This is a genomic window from Cellulosimicrobium sp. PMB13 (assembly GCF_051294865.1).
In the GTDB taxonomy this organism is placed as follows: Bacteria; Actinomycetota; Actinomycetes; order Actinomycetales; family Cellulomonadaceae; genus Cellulosimicrobium.
Genome location: NZ_CP145910.1, coordinates 3,198,680 through 3,214,881, shown reverse-complemented (window position 1 = coordinate 3,214,881; position 16,202 = coordinate 3,198,680). Strand labels below are relative to the sequence as shown.

Here is a 16,202-nt window from a genome sequence, read left to right as displayed (position 1 = left end):
AGTTGGAGCCGCCCGATGCTGCTACTTCATCCTTGTCAGGAGTGTGGCGAGGCTCATGCGTACCGGCGCGGATCCACGTGCACATCGTGTGCGAGATAGATGCATCATGTATCTATGCCACGTACCACCAGCGGCTCCGCTACCGAGCAGGCCTACCGTCACGTCAAGCGGCACGTCCTCGACGGGAGCCTGCCCGGCGGGTCGATGACGAGCGAGGGCGAGGTCGCCGAGCAGCTCGGCGTGAGCCGCACGCCGGTACGGGAGGCGTTCCTGCGGCTCGAGGCCGAGGGTCTGCTGCGCCTGTACCCAAAGCGCGGGGCGCTCGTCGTGCCGATCGCGCCGGGGGAAGTGGACGACGTGCTCGACGCGCGGCTTCTCGTCGAGACCCATGCGGCTCTCGGCGTCGCGCGTCTCCCGGAGAGCGAGCTCACCGCTCTCGTCGCCCTTCTGCGCGACCTCGTCGTCGCGCAGGAGGCAGCCGTCGCCGACCGCGACGTCGCCGAGTACGCCACTCTTGACGCGCGGTTCCACGCCGAGATCGTCGCTGCCGGTGGGAACGACCTCCTCACGGCGTTCCACACGAGCCTGCGCGAGCGCCAGCAGCGCATGGTCGCGCACAGCGTCCGGTGGGACGAGAGCCGGGCCGCGACGTTCGTCGCCGGGCACCGCGCGCTCGTCGACGCCCTCGAGGCCCGTGACACCCGCACCTACAAGCGCCGCATCCAGCGCCACCTCGACGACGCGCGGACCGGCCTGTGAGCCGCGCGACCGACGCCCCCACCGAGGTGAGCCGGCAGACCGGGACGGCTCCGCGCGTCGGGCACCGGGCGTGGCTGCCCGTCGCCCTGGTCATGGCCGTCGTCGCGTGGGGCGGCAACGAATTCACGCCGCTGCTCGTCATGTACCGGGAGGTGGGGCACTTCTCGGCGGTGACCGTCGACGCGCTGCTCGCCGCGTACGTGCTCGGGATCGTGCCGGCGCTGCTGCTCGGCGGTCCGCTGTCCGACCGGTACGGGCGCCGACCCCTGCTCCTGCCCGCCGCGCCGGTCGCGCTCGTCGGGTCGCTCGTGCTCGCGGCGGGGGAGTCGTCGGCCGCGCTGCTGGCCACCGGGCGCGTCCTGTGCGGGGTGGCGCTCGGGCTCGTCATGGCCGTCGGCACCACGTGGGTCAAGGAGCTCAGCGACGCCGCGGCGCAGCAGTCCGGCGTGCCCGACGGCGGCTCTGGCGCCCGGCGCGCGGGCCTCGCCCTCACGCTGGGGTTCCTCGTCGGGGCCGGCGTCGCCGCGGTGCTCGCGCAGTGGGCGCCCTGGCCGACGCACGCCGCCTACCTCCTGCACGCGACGCTCGCCGTCGTGGCGGGCGTGTGGGTCCTGCGCGTCCCCGAGACGCGCTCCGGCGCGGGGGTAGGTGTCGACGGTGCGGAGCGGGGACGTCTGGTCGACGACCTGCGCGTCCCGGCTGTCGCGCACCGGAGGTTCCTGCGCGTCGTCGTGCCGGTGGCCCCATGGGTGTTCGGCTGCGCGGGCAGCGCGTACGCGGTGCTGCCCGGCCTGGTCACCGCCAGCGCGGGCAGCGCACCCATCGCGTTCTCCGGGCTCATGACGGTGCTGGGGCTCGGGTGCGGCGTCGGAATCCAGGTGCTCGGCCGGCTCATCGACACCCGGCACAGCGCGCGGGCGTCGGTCGTGGCGATGTCGATCGTCGTCGTCGGCATGGGGCTCGGTGCGCTCGCCAGCGCGCGGCTCGACCTGCCGACGGCGCTCGTCGCCGCCATGGTGCTCGGCGCCGGGTACGGGCTCGCGCTCGTCGCCGGGCTCAGCGAGGTCCAGCGCATCGCGACGCCCGACGACCTCGCCGGGCTCACCGCCGTGTACTACTCGCTGACGTACGTCGGGTTCTGCGTGCCGGTGGCGCTCGCGGCGCTCTCCGTGCGGTGGACGTACGCACAGATGTTCCTCGGCGGGCTGGTGATCGCCGCGTCGTGCCTGGTGGTCGTCGCGTTCGCGTGGCGTGCGCACCTGCCGACGGGGGAGCGGCGTGCCATGCTGGAACCCAGCGTCGCGACCGACCGCACAGCCGCGACCGGGGCAAACGGTGCTCTCGACGAGGTGCGGATGGGGTAGAGTATCCGAGGCTTCACGGGGTCCGGTCCGCAGGGATCTGGCGCGGTGATCCAGCCACGGGCTGTGGCGCAGCTTGGTAGCGCACTTGACTGGGGGTCAAGGGGTCGCAGGTTCAAATCCTGTCAGCCCGACAGTGTGATGTCTCAGGACATCGGAATGGCCGGACCTACGTTTTCGTAGGACCGGCCATTCGTCGTTTGGGGGTGGGCCCGGATGGTCGGCTGGTGGGCTGGTAGTCGCGTGTGGGGCCGAGGGTGAGCTCGCGCAGGATCTCGCCGGTGGCGCGGTCGATGATGCGGATGTAGAGGTCGTGGATCAGGAGCAGGACGTAGGTTCCGGCGTAGGTGCGGCCGATGCCGATGTGGTGCAGTCGGCTGGCGTGGCGCAGGGTGACGGTGCCTGTGTTGGAGACGCGGTCTTCGCGGATGCGGTCGTGGGTGTCGCGGGCTGGTTGGCGGTGGCGACTTCGTCGTAGCCGCTGGCGGCCCTTCGTGGACGCCGTGATCGTTGAACGTCTCGATCAGCCGCCGTGAACCGTGGGATGCCACTCTTCGCCAGGAGGCCGATCCAGCCATGGCCCGAGTGTCATCGTCACGTTGAACCCGACTCCACGGTACGGTGCGCCATGGCAAGCAGGCGTGCTTGCGACGGAGTTGGGATCAGTGCATCCGGCGTGGGCTCATGACTTGGAGACAGCGGCGACACATGGGATATCTCTACGAGAATAGCAACCCTGACCGGTTTCAGCACCTATGCCAATCCCTATTGGTATCTACGTTCCCGAAGCTTCAGTGCCTTCCGATCGGGCAACCGGACGGCGGCCGAGATGGTTGGGATCCCGAGTCCAAAACTGTCCTGCAAGTCAAATTCAAGCGTACAGAGGAAGAGGAGAGCGCGGATTGGTTAATAGCGGCCCTGGAAGGCGAGCTTCCAAAGATTGGCCGACTCATCGAGCGTGGGGCTAGACAATACATAATCGCTACTAACGCCCGGGGCACGGCTCATCTAGATGTTGGTCGAATCGACCGGGTTCAAGCATGGCTCGACGAACACGTCTCCATACCGGCCGCTTGCTTCTGGCGTGACGAAATCGATAGGCGACTCGACAAAGCTCCGCCTTCACTCAAATTGAAGTACGCGGAGCTCCTGAGCCTCGAAGACGGTATTGAAGTAGTCTTAGGAACGGTCATGGGCAACGACCGAGCACGTCAGCAAGACGCGATACGGGCGTTCGTCGCTTCGCAATTTGACGCAGACAAGACAGTAAAGTTCAAGCAAGTGAGCCTATCAAACGACCTGCTAGACCTGTTCATCGACGTGCCAGTCGGATTTCCCAACAAGTTCTTTGAGCGCTCGGGGAACGGAGCTGGTCAACGAGAGAAATTGGCAAGTCTCCTCGCCACGGTTGGCGGGATAGAACGGCCCTACTATGTCGACGAGGCAAGCGGCGGGCAGGAAATCATCGTCCGAGCGGAGTCCGGTAGGATCAAACGACTGAGAGTTGGCGCGGCTGAACTACTCCTGAGCGAGGCAGCCCAGGAGCATCTCCGGCTCATTGTCTTGGAGGGTGCGCCCGGTCAGGGAAAGTCAACACTAGCGCAATATGTCTGCCAGATGCACCGCGCGCGATATCTGAAGAAGGCGGACGTCTTCGGGCGCATTGACGACAAGTACAAGCAGACAGCATTCAGGGTCCCATTCAAAGTCGATCTCCGCGACTATGCTGCGTTTCTCGACGGGAACTCGCCATTCGCGGATAGCAATTCAGCCCAGCCTCGTACTTTCGACCTCTTCTTGGCCCAACTTATAACCTACAGTTCTGGCGGTGTGGACTTTTCGGCATATGATGTGCTTTCGCTCCTGAAGAGCATGCCCGCTCTCCTGTTCCTCGACGGTCTCGACGAAGTTGCCGATATTGCGGCGCGTGAGTCGCTCGTTGCGTCGATCGGAGAAGCGCTCACACGTTGGAACGAGTTCGAAATTGATCTTCAGGTGGTGGTCACTAGTCGACCATCGGTATTCGGGCGAGCGCCCAGTTTTGGAAAGTTTGGCTTCACCACCCTGACGCTGGAGAACATTGATCGCGCCAGAGTCAACGACTATGCCGACCGTTGGGTGCGGGCGCGGGCTCTCAACGACAGTGAGCAGCGCGATGTGAAGAAGATTCTGTCCGAAAAGCTTGAACTCGCGCATATCAGGGATTTGACGCGCAATCCGATGCAGCTGACGATCCTCCTGAGTTTGATACACCAGATCGGCCACTCCTTGCCCGATCAACGAACAGATCTGTATAGCAGATATGTCGACCTGTTCTTGACGCGCGAGGCGGACAAGTCGGTGCGAGTGCGCGAGAATCGGCCTGTTTTGCTTGGGTTCATTCAGCATCTTGCTTGGGTTCTTCAAACGCAGGCGGAATCATCGAAGTCTGCAGGGAGTATATCCGTCGCCGACCTGCAAACGCTGGCTCGTTCGTACCTTGAGAGCGGCGGGCATGACGTCGATATTGCAGATGATCTATTTGGCGGCGGTTTGGAGCGCATCTTCGTGCTCGTTGAGCGCATCGAGGGCCTCTACGAGTTCGAAGTGCAACCCCTTCGCGAGTATTATTGCGCTCAGTACCTATACACGACTGCGCCCGTGGGCACGTACCGTGATCTTGAAATTCACGGCGATAGGGCTCAGCGATTCGAGGCACTGGCGTCGAACCCGTTTTGGTTGAACGTTTGTCGCTTCTACGCGGGGTCTTGCGAGCGAGGCGAGACTGGAACGCTCGTGCTGAGCCTAGAAGAGATGATTAAGACCGGCGACGTTGTGCTGTCTGTACACGCGCGAAGAGTCGGACTTGCTCTACTGCAGGATTGGGTGTTCAGTAACTCAAAGTACCCACAGAACCGTCTGGTGCAAGCCGTCTTTGATGACGACGGCGTGCAGGTTCTTCTCGTTGGGGACGGGCTCGCAAGCGAGGAAGTAGTTCTTGACGCAGACTGTGGCCGAAACGCTTTGCGTGATTTGATTTTTGACCAGTTGAAGTCGTGGCCGGTCGACATACGAACTTCTGTCATGTGTCAGGTCCTGCGAATGAACGGCGGTGAGAATCTGGCACAGCGGTTCTGCGAACTTCTAGAGGGAACTACGGGCACGGAGCGCTCTTACCAGTTGGTGCGAATGTTCCGTTCCGGGGCAGCTTCGGGTTTGGAGCCACAGATCGTCTGGCGGCTGATCCTAGAAGATGATCCCCATCGGAAGGATCTCGTTTTCCGTTGCTCCGAGCTAGTGTGGGCTGAGTCAGAGCTTGCGTCGCGGATGCCCGAGTTAATTGATGTATTCGTTACCGCAGTCTTGGGTGGTCAGGTCACTGGTACTGGTCACAGCTACTCCTCGCTGAGCGTACTTGCGGAACTTCTGGGGAACTCGCCCGGAACTTACCTTGGGCTACGGCGGGTCCTAGGGCTGGGAGTTATCGAGGAGGAAGCGTCTGTTGCTGACGGGGGAGCGTTGATACCTCCGTCTGTTCAGCGATTCCTTTTAGGGGTCTCTGCAATGGAACTCGATTCAGCCTTCGAGCGTCCTACCCCACCAGAGGCTTGGCGAGCGATCACGGAACTAGCGCGCGATTGCTTTGGTGAAACTTGGTCGGCGATGTCTATCGCGATTCGCGTGGCTGGTATGCGTGTTGTCACTGGGTTGCCGCAGGGGTCAGATCGTCTTTTCGATCCAACGGTTCCGCTGTGCGCCAGGGCACGGGCAGCTCGCCTGCGCCGTGGCGGCACCGCGTGGTGGCTTCGGCAACTCGATGAAGCCAAGACGGTGTTCGACCGGATGTTCTGGGCGGGGCTTGTATTGATGTGGTCAAGCGCCAAGAATCTCTACGAGTTGGCCGATCAGACAAATGAGATCGTAGAATCTCTTGCCGATGACGACTATCGTGTGCTTCGGGCGACCATACTATCGGCTGCTTCCGGTCGTGAGTATCGTACCGACAGGAAGAAACTGCCATTTGTGGACCTTCGGCCCTTTTCTGATAGATCGGCAGTCTTGGTTGCGACCGCGTTTGGCTCGCCGTCCGCCGATCTCCGCTACAGCAGCAAACAGGAGAAGGCGGAGCTGTTGGGGCCGTTTATTGATTCGCTTCGTGAGGCGGAGGAGCTTGCGAAGGTTCCGTCGTGGAAGGACGCTGAACGAGCGCTTGCCTGGGCGCGGCGAGTCTACGAGTGGCGGCGTAGCGGGCGACGCGGTCTTTCATATGCCACGCACCGTCACATGTTGGAGGCGCGCTTACGACCGGAAGCCGCAGCCGAGATTCTCGAGGCTCCGAAGCTCTATCCGCCTGAGCTCGTGATTCGTGGCCTTCAGACGCTGCAGAGCCGCTATCGTCCAAGGGCACTCGTTTCAGCGGCGTTCGAGGAGGGCTGGACGTTCGACTAGTTCGTCTTTCGAATGAAACAGCGTCTTGCCCGGTCCGGCGACGCTCGCTCCCAGCGTGGAGTGCACGCCTGTGATGCGTTCCCCTAGGCTCGGGGCATGCCGATAGTTTTCCTCGTCCGTCATGGCCGCACGACCGCGAACTCAGGCGGGATACTCGCCGGACGCGCGGGCGGTGTGCGGCTGGACTCGGTCGGGCGTGGGCAGGCCGTCCGGGCCGCCGAGCGCGTGGCGGGTGTCCCGTTGGCCCGCGTGGTGACCAGCCCGCTGGAACGGTGCCGACAGACCGCCCGCATCCTGCTCGACCGGCAGACGGGAGCTCCGGAGCAGGTGACCGAGCGCGGTATCACTGAGTGCGACTACGGGCAGTGGCAGGGACGCGCACTCAAGGACCTGGCGAAGGAGCCGCTGTGGTCGGTCGTGCAGACGCAGCCGTCGGCGGCCGCGTTCCCGGGCGGCGAATCGCTCGCGGAGATGCAAGCACGCAGCGTCGCCGCCATCCGCCGACACGACGCGGAGGTGGAGGCCAAGTACGGGGCTGACGCCGTCTGGGCGGCGGTCTCGCACGGCGACGTGATCAAGTCCGTGCTCGCGGACGCGCTGGGGATGCACCTGGACCTGTTCCAGCGCATCGTGGTCGGCCCGGCGTCGATCTCGATCGTGCGATACGGGAAGCACCGACCGGAGGTGGTGGCCGTCAACACCGACGCCGGTGACCTCTCGTGGCTGCGTACGGTCGCGCCGGTCGGGGACGCGCCGGTCGGAGGAGGCGCGGGTCCGGGACAGCCCGACGACCCGAGCGACCCAAGTGCCTCCAACGACCCGCCGGCATCCTGACGAGCAACCTCCAGCCGTCGTGACCACCGACCGGAAGCCGTCCTGACGGAGGGCGCGTGCGCTCGTAGAGTGGACGCATGCCCACTCTCGTCCACGAGTTCGACTGGCCCGACCGCGTCGTCGTCGGGACCGTCGGGATGCCCGGGTCCCGCACCTTCTACCTCCAGGCCCGATCGGGCACCCGGACGGCCAGCGTCGCTCTCGAGAAGGAGCAGTCGGCCGTCCTCGCCGAGACCATCCAGCGTCTGCTCGACGAGCTGATGGCGGACCCGGACAACCGGTACACCATCCCTGCCGACGTACCCGAGGAGCTCATCGACAACGACCCTCTCGACCAACCCGTCGAGGAGGAGTTCCGCGCCGGGTCCATGCGGCTCAGCTGGGACCCCCGCACGGCGCAGGTCGTCGTCGAGGCGTACCCGCTCGTGGAGGGCGACCCCGAGCAGGACGAGGACGGCGACGAGCCCGAGCCGGCCGAGGTGCTGCTCGTCAAGATGCCCGTCGGCACGGCGCGCGCGTTCGCCCAGCGCACCCGCGTCGTCGTCCGCTCCGGCCGCCCGCTGTGCCCCCGCTGCGATCAGCCGATGGACGCCGACGGGCACGAGTGCGCGCTGCCCGACGAGGCGTGACGTCGCCGCACGTCGACCTCGAGGAGGCGTCGCTCGAGATCGTCGGACGCATTCGCGTCGCCTCGAACGCGACGTTCCGCGCCCGGATCGGCGACGTCGACGTCGTCTACAAGCCGATCGCGGGGGAGAACCCGCTGTGGGACTTCCCGGACGGCACCCTGGCCGGCCGGGAGGTCGCTGCGTTCCTCGTCTCGGAGTCGCTCGGCTGGGGGATCGTGCCGCGCACGTGGCTGCGCGACGGGCCGATGGGTCCCGGCATGGTGCAGCTCTGGCAGGAGATCGACGGGGCGCAGTCACCGGTCGACGTCGTACCGACCGACGAGGTGCCGAAGGACGGCGCGCGGGCGGTGCTGGAGGGCGTCGACGAGGACGACCGGCCGGTGGCCCTGGTGCACGAGGACTCCGCGGCGCTGCGGCGCATGGCCGTGTTCGACGCGGTGGTGAACAACGCCGACCGCAAGGGCGGCCACGTCCTGCCGCTCGCGGACGGGCGACGCCTCGGCGTCGACCACGGCGTGACGTTCCACGCCGAGCCGAAGCTGCGGACGGTGCTGTGGGGCTGGGTCGGGGCGAGCCTCGACGCCGACGAGCTGGACGGCGTCACGCGGCTCCGGGCGGACCTCGGCACAGACCTCGACGGCGACCTCGGTCGTCGGCTGGGAGGGCTGCTGTCCACCGACGAGGTGTCCGCCTTCGCCGCACGGTGCGACCGGCTGCTGCGCACGGCGCGCTTTCCGCGCCCGGAGGCGGGCATGCCGCCCGTCCCGTGGCCGCTGTTCTAGGCGGTTGCACGCCAACCGCCCGCCCCGGGGCGCGGGCCCGCGCGGGCACCGCGGTCCGCCGGTACCGTCGCTGAGGATGAGCCACGACGCGCAGCACACGGTCTCGACCGGATCCCTCCCAGGACGCGACCTCGTCGAGGCCGTCCTCGACGAGGCGTACGAGCGCTTCCGCGACCTCGACGAGGGTGAGGTCATCGAGGGCGTCCCGGCGCTGGCCGACGTCGAGCCGGACCTCTTCGGCGTCGCGCTCGTGGAGAGCAGCGGGGCCGAGCACACGCGCGGCGATGCGCGGCACCGGTTCTCGATCCAGTCCATCTCGAAGGCCTTCGTGTACGCGCTGGTGTGCCAGGAGATCGGCCACGACGCCGTGCTGGAGCGCGTGGGCGTCGACAACACGGGCGTCCCGTTCGACTCGGTCCTCGCGATCGAGCACAACGAGGGTCATCCCATGAACCCCATGGTCAACGCCGGGGCGATCGCGGCGACCGGTCTCGTGCCCGGGGACACGCGCGCGGAGCGGTGGGACTTCGTCCTGCGCGGGCTGTCGAGGTTCGCCGGGCGCGACCTCGAGCTCGACGAGGCGGTGTACCGCTCGGAGTCCCGCGAGAACCAGCGCAACGAGGGCCTCGCCCTGCTGCTGGAAGGGCACGGGCGGCTGAGCGGCGACGCGCTCGGCGTCGTCGACACCTACACCCGGCAGTGCGCGCTGCTCGTCGACGCCCGCGACCTCGCGGTCATGGGCGCCACGCTGGCGAGCGGAGGCATGAACCCGCTGACCGGCGACCAGGTCGTCGACCCGTCCATCGCGCGCGACACGGTCAGCGTCCTCACGGCGACGGGGATGTACGAGCGGTCGGGCGAGTGGCTGTTCGAGGTCGGCGCGCCGGCCAAGAGCGGCATCTCCGGCGGGATCGTCATGATCTCCCCGGGCAAGGGAGCGGTCGGAGCCTTCTCGCCGCGGCTCGACGACGCCGGGAACTCCGTCCGCGGCCGCAAGGCCTGCGCCCACCTGTCGCGCTCGCTGGGCCTCGACGTCTTCGCGTCGCGGCCACCCTCCGACGCTTCGTAGGTCGGGACCGACCCGCGCCGCCGTCGCGGCCGCACGTCTTGACGCCCCTCCGATCGTCTGGCACTGTCCAAGTGTCAGCGCTGTCATACCGCGAGCACCGTCGCCCGCCCCACCGAAGGACATCGATGTCGCTTCACAGAACGCACCCACGTCTGCTCCGGGAGAACGCCGGTAGGGCGACCGCCGCGACCGTCGCCCTGAGCCTGCTGCTCAGCGGCACGACGCTCGTCGCCGGGTCGGTCGCCGCGCACGCGGCCCCCGCCGACGCCGCCGACCCCGGCGACTCCTCGACGTCCTTCGAGTCCGGTGACCAGCCGCTCGACTGGACGAGCACGCCGGAGGCCGGCCCCGGAGGCCCGCGGGTCGACGGCGTCGTGGGCACCTCCGTGCTCGAGCGCAGCCCGAGCACGCCCAGCGGCGACGACGCGCTCGGCGGCGCGACGGACGAGCTCGCGTGGGAGGGCCCGTTCCAGAACGGCGTGGGCTCGGTGCCCGGGACGCTCGAGGACGCGACGACCCCCGACGGCGACCCCGCCCAGCACTGGGCGATGGAGGCGGCGGGCGAGACGTGGGTGCAGGTGCCCCTGCCGACGCTCGAGCGCGGCGTCACGATGCGTGCCCAGGCGACCCTGACGGGGTCGGGCAAGGTGTTCCTCAACGTCTACAGCGGCGGCTCCGACGTCGGCGGCGAGTACGTGACGCTGACGGACGAGCCGCGGACCGTCACAGTCGACTTCGCGCGCCCCGCCTCGGGCGGTGGCACGCCGCAGTTCCAGATCCGCACGCACGACGCCGCGGCCGTGGACGCGGTCATCTCCGGCACGTCGGTCCGCCGCCTGACCCCTGGGACGGTCGACTTCCCGGGCGACGTCACCGACCAGGTCGTCAAGGTCACGGCGAACCGGGAGAACCCGCCGAACGAGTCGGCGGACAAGCTCGCCGACGGCGACGTCGCGACCAAGTGGCTCGCGGGCGCGCGCACCGCGCGGATCACCTACGAGCTCGACGCGGCGACGACCGTCAAGGCGTACGCGCTGTCGTCCGCGAACGACGCTCCGGGTCGCGACCCGCGAGCCTGGACGCTCGAGGGATCCACGGACGGCACGTCCTGGACCACGCTGGACACGCGCGGCAACCAGACGTTCTCGGAGCGGTTCCAGACGCGCGGGTACACCGTCGCGACGCCGGGCGCGTACCGCTTCTACCGTCTCGACATCACGTCCAACAGCGGGAGCGACGGCACCCAGCTCGCGGAGCTGCAGCTCGCGACCGAGGCGCTCGCGGCCACCAACATGACGGCCGAGGTCGGGTCCGGCCCGAGCGCGGCGTACAACTCGCGGTCGGAGGTCGGCTGGACGGGCACGGGCGCGCTGCACTACGCCGGGAGCCAGACGGCCGACGGCCGCGGCTTCGCCTACGACAAGGTGCTGGACGTCGACGCCCCCGTCGGCGAGGACACCGAGCTGTCGTACATGATCTTCCCCGAGGCCTCCGAGAACGACCTCGCCTACGCGAGCACGTACGCCGCCGTCGACCTCGCGTTCACGGACGGCACGTACCTGAGCGAGCTCGCTGCCGTCGACTCGCGCGGCTTCGGCCTGAGCCCGCAGGGCCAGGGCGACGGCAAGGCGCTCTACGTCAACGAGTGGAACTCCGTGGTGTCGCACATCGGCGACGTCGCGGCGGGACGGACGATCGACCGGATCCTCGTCGGTTACGACAACCCGGCCGGGCCGGCGGACTTCAGCGGCTGGATCGACGACGTCGAGGTCACCGGTGACCCTGAGGAGCCGACGGCGCAGCGCCCGTCCGACTACGTCGTCACCACGCGCGGCACCAACTCCAGCGGCGACTTCTCCCGGGGGAACAACATCCCCGCGACCGCCGTGCCGCACGGCTTCAACTTCTGGACGCCCGCCACGGACGCGGGCACGAACCGCTGGCTCTACCAGTACCAGAAGGGCAACGACGAGCAGAACCGCCCGTCGATCCAGGCGTTCTCGCTCAGCCACGAGCCGAGCCCGTGGATGGGCGACCGGCAGACGTTCCAGGTGATGCCGTCGACCGGGACCCCGGACGCGAACCGGTCGCGGCGCGCGCTGACCTTCGACCACGACGACGAGGTCGCCCGCGCGCACTACTACGGCGTGACGTTCGACAACGGCATGCGCACCGAGATCGCGCCGACCGACCACGCCGCGATGCTCCGGTTCACGTTCACCGGTGACGAGTCGAACCTGATCTTCGACAACGTGAACGACGACGGCGGGCTCACCCTCGACGCCGAGGACGGCGTCGTCTCCGGCTACACCGACGTCAGCACGCCGGGCAGCTCGGCCGGCATGACGCGCATGTTCGTCTACGGCGAGGTCGACCGGCCGGTCACCGCCAGCGGGAAGCTGACGGGCGGTGGTGGCGGCGACGTCACGGGCTACCTGACGTTCGACACGTCGGACGACAAGGTCGTGACCCTGCGCCTCGCGACGTCGCTCATGAGCGTCGAGCAGGCGCAGCACAACCTCGACCTGGAGATCGCCGCGGACGACACCTTCGACACGGTGAAGGACCGCGCGCAGGACCTGTGGGACGACGCGCTCGACGTCATCGAGGTCGAGGGCGCGGACCACGACACGCTGACCTCGCTCTACTCGAACCTGTACCGGCTGAACCTCTACCCGAACTCGGGCTACGAGAACACGGGCACGGCGGCGGACCCGGTCTACCGGCACGTCGTGCAGTCCTCCGCGTCGAACGATCCCGCGCCCGAGGGCACGACGGCGACGACGACCGGCGCGCGCATCGAGGACGGCAAGGTCTTCGTCAACAACGGCTTCTGGGACACCTACCGCACCGCCTGGCCGGCCTACTCGCTGCTCTACCCGAGCGAGGCGGGGGAGATGGTCAACGGGTTCGTCCAGCAGTACGAGGACGGCGGCTGGATCTCGCGCTGGTCCGCACCGGGCTACGCGGACAGCATGACGGGCACGAGCTCGGACATCGCGTTCGCCGACGCCTACCTCAAGGGCGTCCCCGGCATCGACGTGCAGGGCGCGTACGACGCCGCGCTGAAGAACGCCTCGACCGCGCCGCCGAACGCGAGCGTGGGCCGCAAGGGCCTCGACCCGGCCACGTTCCTCGGCTACACGCCGACGTCGACGCACGAGAGCGCGTCGTGGTCGCTCGAGGACTACCTCAACGACTACGGCATCGCGACGATGTCGAAGAAGCTGCTCGACACGACCGGCGACGACGACCCGCGTCACCAGGAGTACGCGGACAACTACGAGTACTACCTGAACCGGGCGCTGAACTACGCGACGCTGTTCGACCCGGCCACGGGCTTCCTGCGGGGGCGCGAGGAGGACGGCTCGTGGAGCCAGTCCGCGGCGGACTTCGACCCCGAGGTCTGGGGCAACGAGTTCACCGAGACCGACGGCTGGAACTTCGCGTTCCACGCGGTCCAGGACGGCCGGGGCCTCGCGAACCTGTACGGCGGCACGGACGCGCTCGGCGCGAAGCTCGACGAGTTCTTCGCCACGCCCGAGACGGCGTCCAAGCCCGGCTCGTACGGCGGCGTGATCCACGAGATGCGCGAGGCCAAGGCGATCCGCCAGGGCCAGTGGGGCCTGAGCAACCAGGTCGCGCACCACATCCCGTACATGTACGCGTTCGCGGGCGAGCCCTCGAAGACGGCCGAGACCGTGCGGACCGCGATGGCCCGCTCGTTCACGGGCAACGACATCGGCCAGGGCTACCCGGGCGACGAGGACAACGGCGAGATGTCGGCGTGGTGGCTGTTCAGCGCGCTCGGCTTCTACCCGCTGCAGATGGGCAGCCCGTCGTACGTCATCGGCTCGCCGCTGTTCACGCAGGCGACGATCCACCTCGAGAACGGCAAGGACCTGGTGATCGACGCGCCGGAGAACAGCGCGGAGAACATCTACGTGCAGGGCGTCACGGTGAAGGGCGTCGAGCAGTCGGCCACCTACCTCACGCACGAGCAGCTCGCCGACGGCGGCACGATCGTCTTCGACATGGGCCCGACGCCGTCCGCGTGGGGCACCGGCGCCGACGACGCCCCGCCGTCGATCACGCAGGGCGACGACCTGCCCGACCCGCTCGCCGACGTCGCGCGGTCCGGCAGGGCCACGACGGGCGACGAGGGCGCGGACGGCGCCGCGCTGTTCGACGACACGTCCTCGACCGAGCTCGCGATCGGCTCGTCGCCGGTCACGTACGAGCTCACGGGCACCACGGCGCGGGTGCGGATGTACACGCTCACGTCGGCCGCGGCCGACGGCGCTGACCCCACGGCTTGGACGCTCGAGGGCTCGACGGACGGGGAGACCTGGACGACGCTCGACGAGCGCACGGAGCAGTCGTTCGCGAACCGTCGCGAGACGCGTGCGTTCTCGATCGCCGACCCGCAGGTGTACCGGCACTACCGGCTGCACGTCACGGCGTCGACCGGCGGGGCGGCGACGCTCTCGGAGGTCGAGCTCCTCGCGCACACCCCGAAGGTCGGCGAGCTCGCCGGCGCGATCGACGCCGCTCTCGACGCCGGTCGTATCCCGGCGGGCACCGCGGAGCGGCTCGGGGCGATCGTCGACGCGGCGCAGGAGGCGCAGGACGCGCACGACGCCGCGGGCGTCGTCGCGCAGCTCCGCGCGCTGCGTGCGGCGGTCGACACCACGGTCGCCTCGGAGCTCGACGACGAGACGCGGGCCGAGCTCACGCTGCTCGTGTCGCAGTGGCTCTCCGCGAGCACGGGCCTGGACGAGATCCGTGCCCAGGTCGGGGCCCTGCAGCGCAGCGGTGACCTCGCCGACGCGACCGCGCAGGCGCTCCTCGACCTGGTCGGCACCGCCCAGGAGCAGCTCGACGGCGCGCACGCCGACGCGCTGGCCGCGACGCTCGCCACCTTGCGCAGCACCGTCGCCGACGCCGCTCCGGCCGAGGTGAGCGACCACGCGCGCGAGGTGCTGCTGCCGCTCGTGACCGCGCTCGTCGAGAACCCGCCCGCGGCGCAGCACGCCGCGAGCGCGGCGAGCACGCTCATGAGCGACTACGACCCCGAGAAGGCCTGGTGGCCGTCGAGCTGGTGGAACTCCGCCGTCGCGACGCACACGGTCATCGACTACATGAGCCGCACGGGCGATCTGAGCTACCTCGAGCAGATGGACCGCACGTTCGAGCGCAACAAGGCGCCGTTCCCGGCGGGCGAGATGTCGGGCGACGAGCTGCTCGGGAACTTCACGAGCCGCGCGATCGACGACTCCGCGTGGTGGGGGCTGGCGTGGATCGCGGCCTACGACCTCACGGGCGACGAGAAGTACCTCGACATGGCCGGCGTCATCGGCGACTACGTCCACGGCTACTGGGACGAGTCCACGTGCGACGGCGGTGTGTGGTGGGACGCGGAGCGGACGTACAAGAACGCCGTGACGAACGGCCTGTACGTCCGGCTCGCGGCCGAGCTGCACAACCGCATCGACGGGGACACGACGTGGCTCGAGCGCTCGCAGACCGGGTGGGACTGGCTCACCGCGAGCGGGATGATCAACGCCGACGGCCTGGTCAACGACGGCCTCACGGCCGACTGCCGCAACAACGGCGGCACCGTGTGGAGCTACAACCAGGGCCTCGCCATCGGCGCCGGCCTGGAGCTCCACCGCGCCACCGGTGACGCTGAGCCGCTCGCGACCGCCCAGCGGCTCGCGGACGCGGCCCTGGCCTCGGACGCGCTCGTCGTCGACGGCGTGCTGACCGAGAGCTGCGACGCGCTCGACCGCACGTGCGACGACAACGGCAAGCAGTTCAAGGGCGTGTTCATGCGGTACTTCATGGACCTCAACGACACGACGGGCTCTGAGGAGTACCAGGAGTTCGTGGACCGGCAGGCGGCGACCATCTGGTCGCAGGACCGGGCTGCGGGCGACCGGCTCGGCTTGCGCTGGGCCGGCGGCGAGTCCGCCGAGCACCCGAACGTCTTCGACTGGCGGGCCCAGGCGAGCGCGCTGAGCGCTCTGATCGCGGCGACACCGCAGGCTCCGGAGGTCCGCGTCGAGGTCCAGACCCGGTGCGTCGCCGGGACGGCCTACGTCGCGGTGCGTGCGACGAACGTCGGGACCGGGCCGCTCGACGTCGGCGTCACGACACCGTTCGGCACGAAGACCTTCTCCGGGGTCGCCGCGGGCAAGAACGGCTACCAGTCGTTCTCCGCCCGCGCGAAGACCGTCGAGGCGGGCAGCGTCACCGTCACGGCGGTGCCGTCCGGCGGTGGCCAGCGCACGACGCAGGAGGTGGCGTACCCCGCGCGGACCTGCTGACGCCGCACGCG

General features: G+C 68.4%; 8 protein-coding genes and 1 tRNA gene. All 9 read left to right on the top strand.

All coding sequences use genetic code 11. The annotated features are described in order from the left end of the window. The first annotated feature begins 114 nt into the window (after window positions 1-114). The 9 genes from V5D56_RS14515 to V5D56_RS14475 all read left to right on the top strand — a co-directional run bounded on the left by V5D56_RS14515 (window position 115) and on the right by V5D56_RS14475 (window position 16,191). Window positions 115-759, top strand: a complete 645-nt coding sequence (locus V5D56_RS14515; protein WP_435736004.1) for a GntR family transcriptional regulator — start codon at window positions 115-117, stop codon at window positions 757-759. Beyond that, window positions 756-2,123: an MFS transporter gene (locus V5D56_RS14510; protein ID WP_435736003.1), complete on the top strand. Its 1,368-nt coding sequence runs from the start codon at window positions 756-758 to the stop codon at window positions 2,121-2,123. The genes V5D56_RS14515 and V5D56_RS14510 overlap by 4 nt, the downstream gene beginning before the upstream one ends. A gap of 57 nt (window positions 2,124-2,180) precedes the next feature. Beyond that, window positions 2,181-2,254 (top strand) — tRNA-Pro (locus V5D56_RS14505). 1,057 nt (window positions 2,255-3,311) lie between these two features. Beyond that, the gene (locus tag V5D56_RS14500) at window positions 3,312-6,548 is read left to right on the top strand and encodes an NACHT domain-containing protein (RefSeq protein WP_435736002.1); all 3,237 of its coding nucleotides are present in this window, start codon (window positions 3,312-3,314) and stop codon (window positions 6,546-6,548) included. 96 nt (window positions 6,549-6,644) lie between these two features. After that, window positions 6,645-7,382, top strand: coding sequence for a histidine phosphatase family protein (locus V5D56_RS14495; protein WP_435736001.1), 738 nt, complete (start codon window positions 6,645-6,647; stop codon window positions 7,380-7,382). A gap of 77 nt (window positions 7,383-7,459) precedes the next feature. Further along, window positions 7,460-8,011, top strand: coding sequence for a DUF3090 domain-containing protein (locus tag V5D56_RS14490; protein WP_435736000.1), 552 nt, complete (start codon window positions 7,460-7,462; stop codon window positions 8,009-8,011). Next, the gene (locus V5D56_RS14485; RefSeq protein ID WP_435735999.1) at window positions 8,008-8,793 is read left to right on the top strand and encodes an SCO1664 family protein; all 786 of its coding nucleotides are present in this window, start codon (window positions 8,008-8,010) and stop codon (window positions 8,791-8,793) included. Before V5D56_RS14490 ends, V5D56_RS14485 begins: the two co-directional genes overlap by 4 nt. A 76-nt stretch (window positions 8,794-8,869) precedes the next feature. Continuing rightward, window positions 8,870-9,862, top strand: a complete 993-nt coding sequence (gene glsA, locus V5D56_RS14480; RefSeq protein WP_435735998.1) for a glutaminase A — start codon at window positions 8,870-8,872, stop codon at window positions 9,860-9,862. Window positions 9,863-9,987: 125 nt separating this feature from the next. Next, window positions 9,988-16,191 (top strand): GH92 family glycosyl hydrolase, encoded by a 6,204-nt coding sequence (locus V5D56_RS14475; protein WP_435735997.1) that lies wholly within the window; start codon window positions 9,988-9,990, stop codon window positions 16,189-16,191. Window positions 16,192-16,202: the final 11 nt, after the last annotated feature.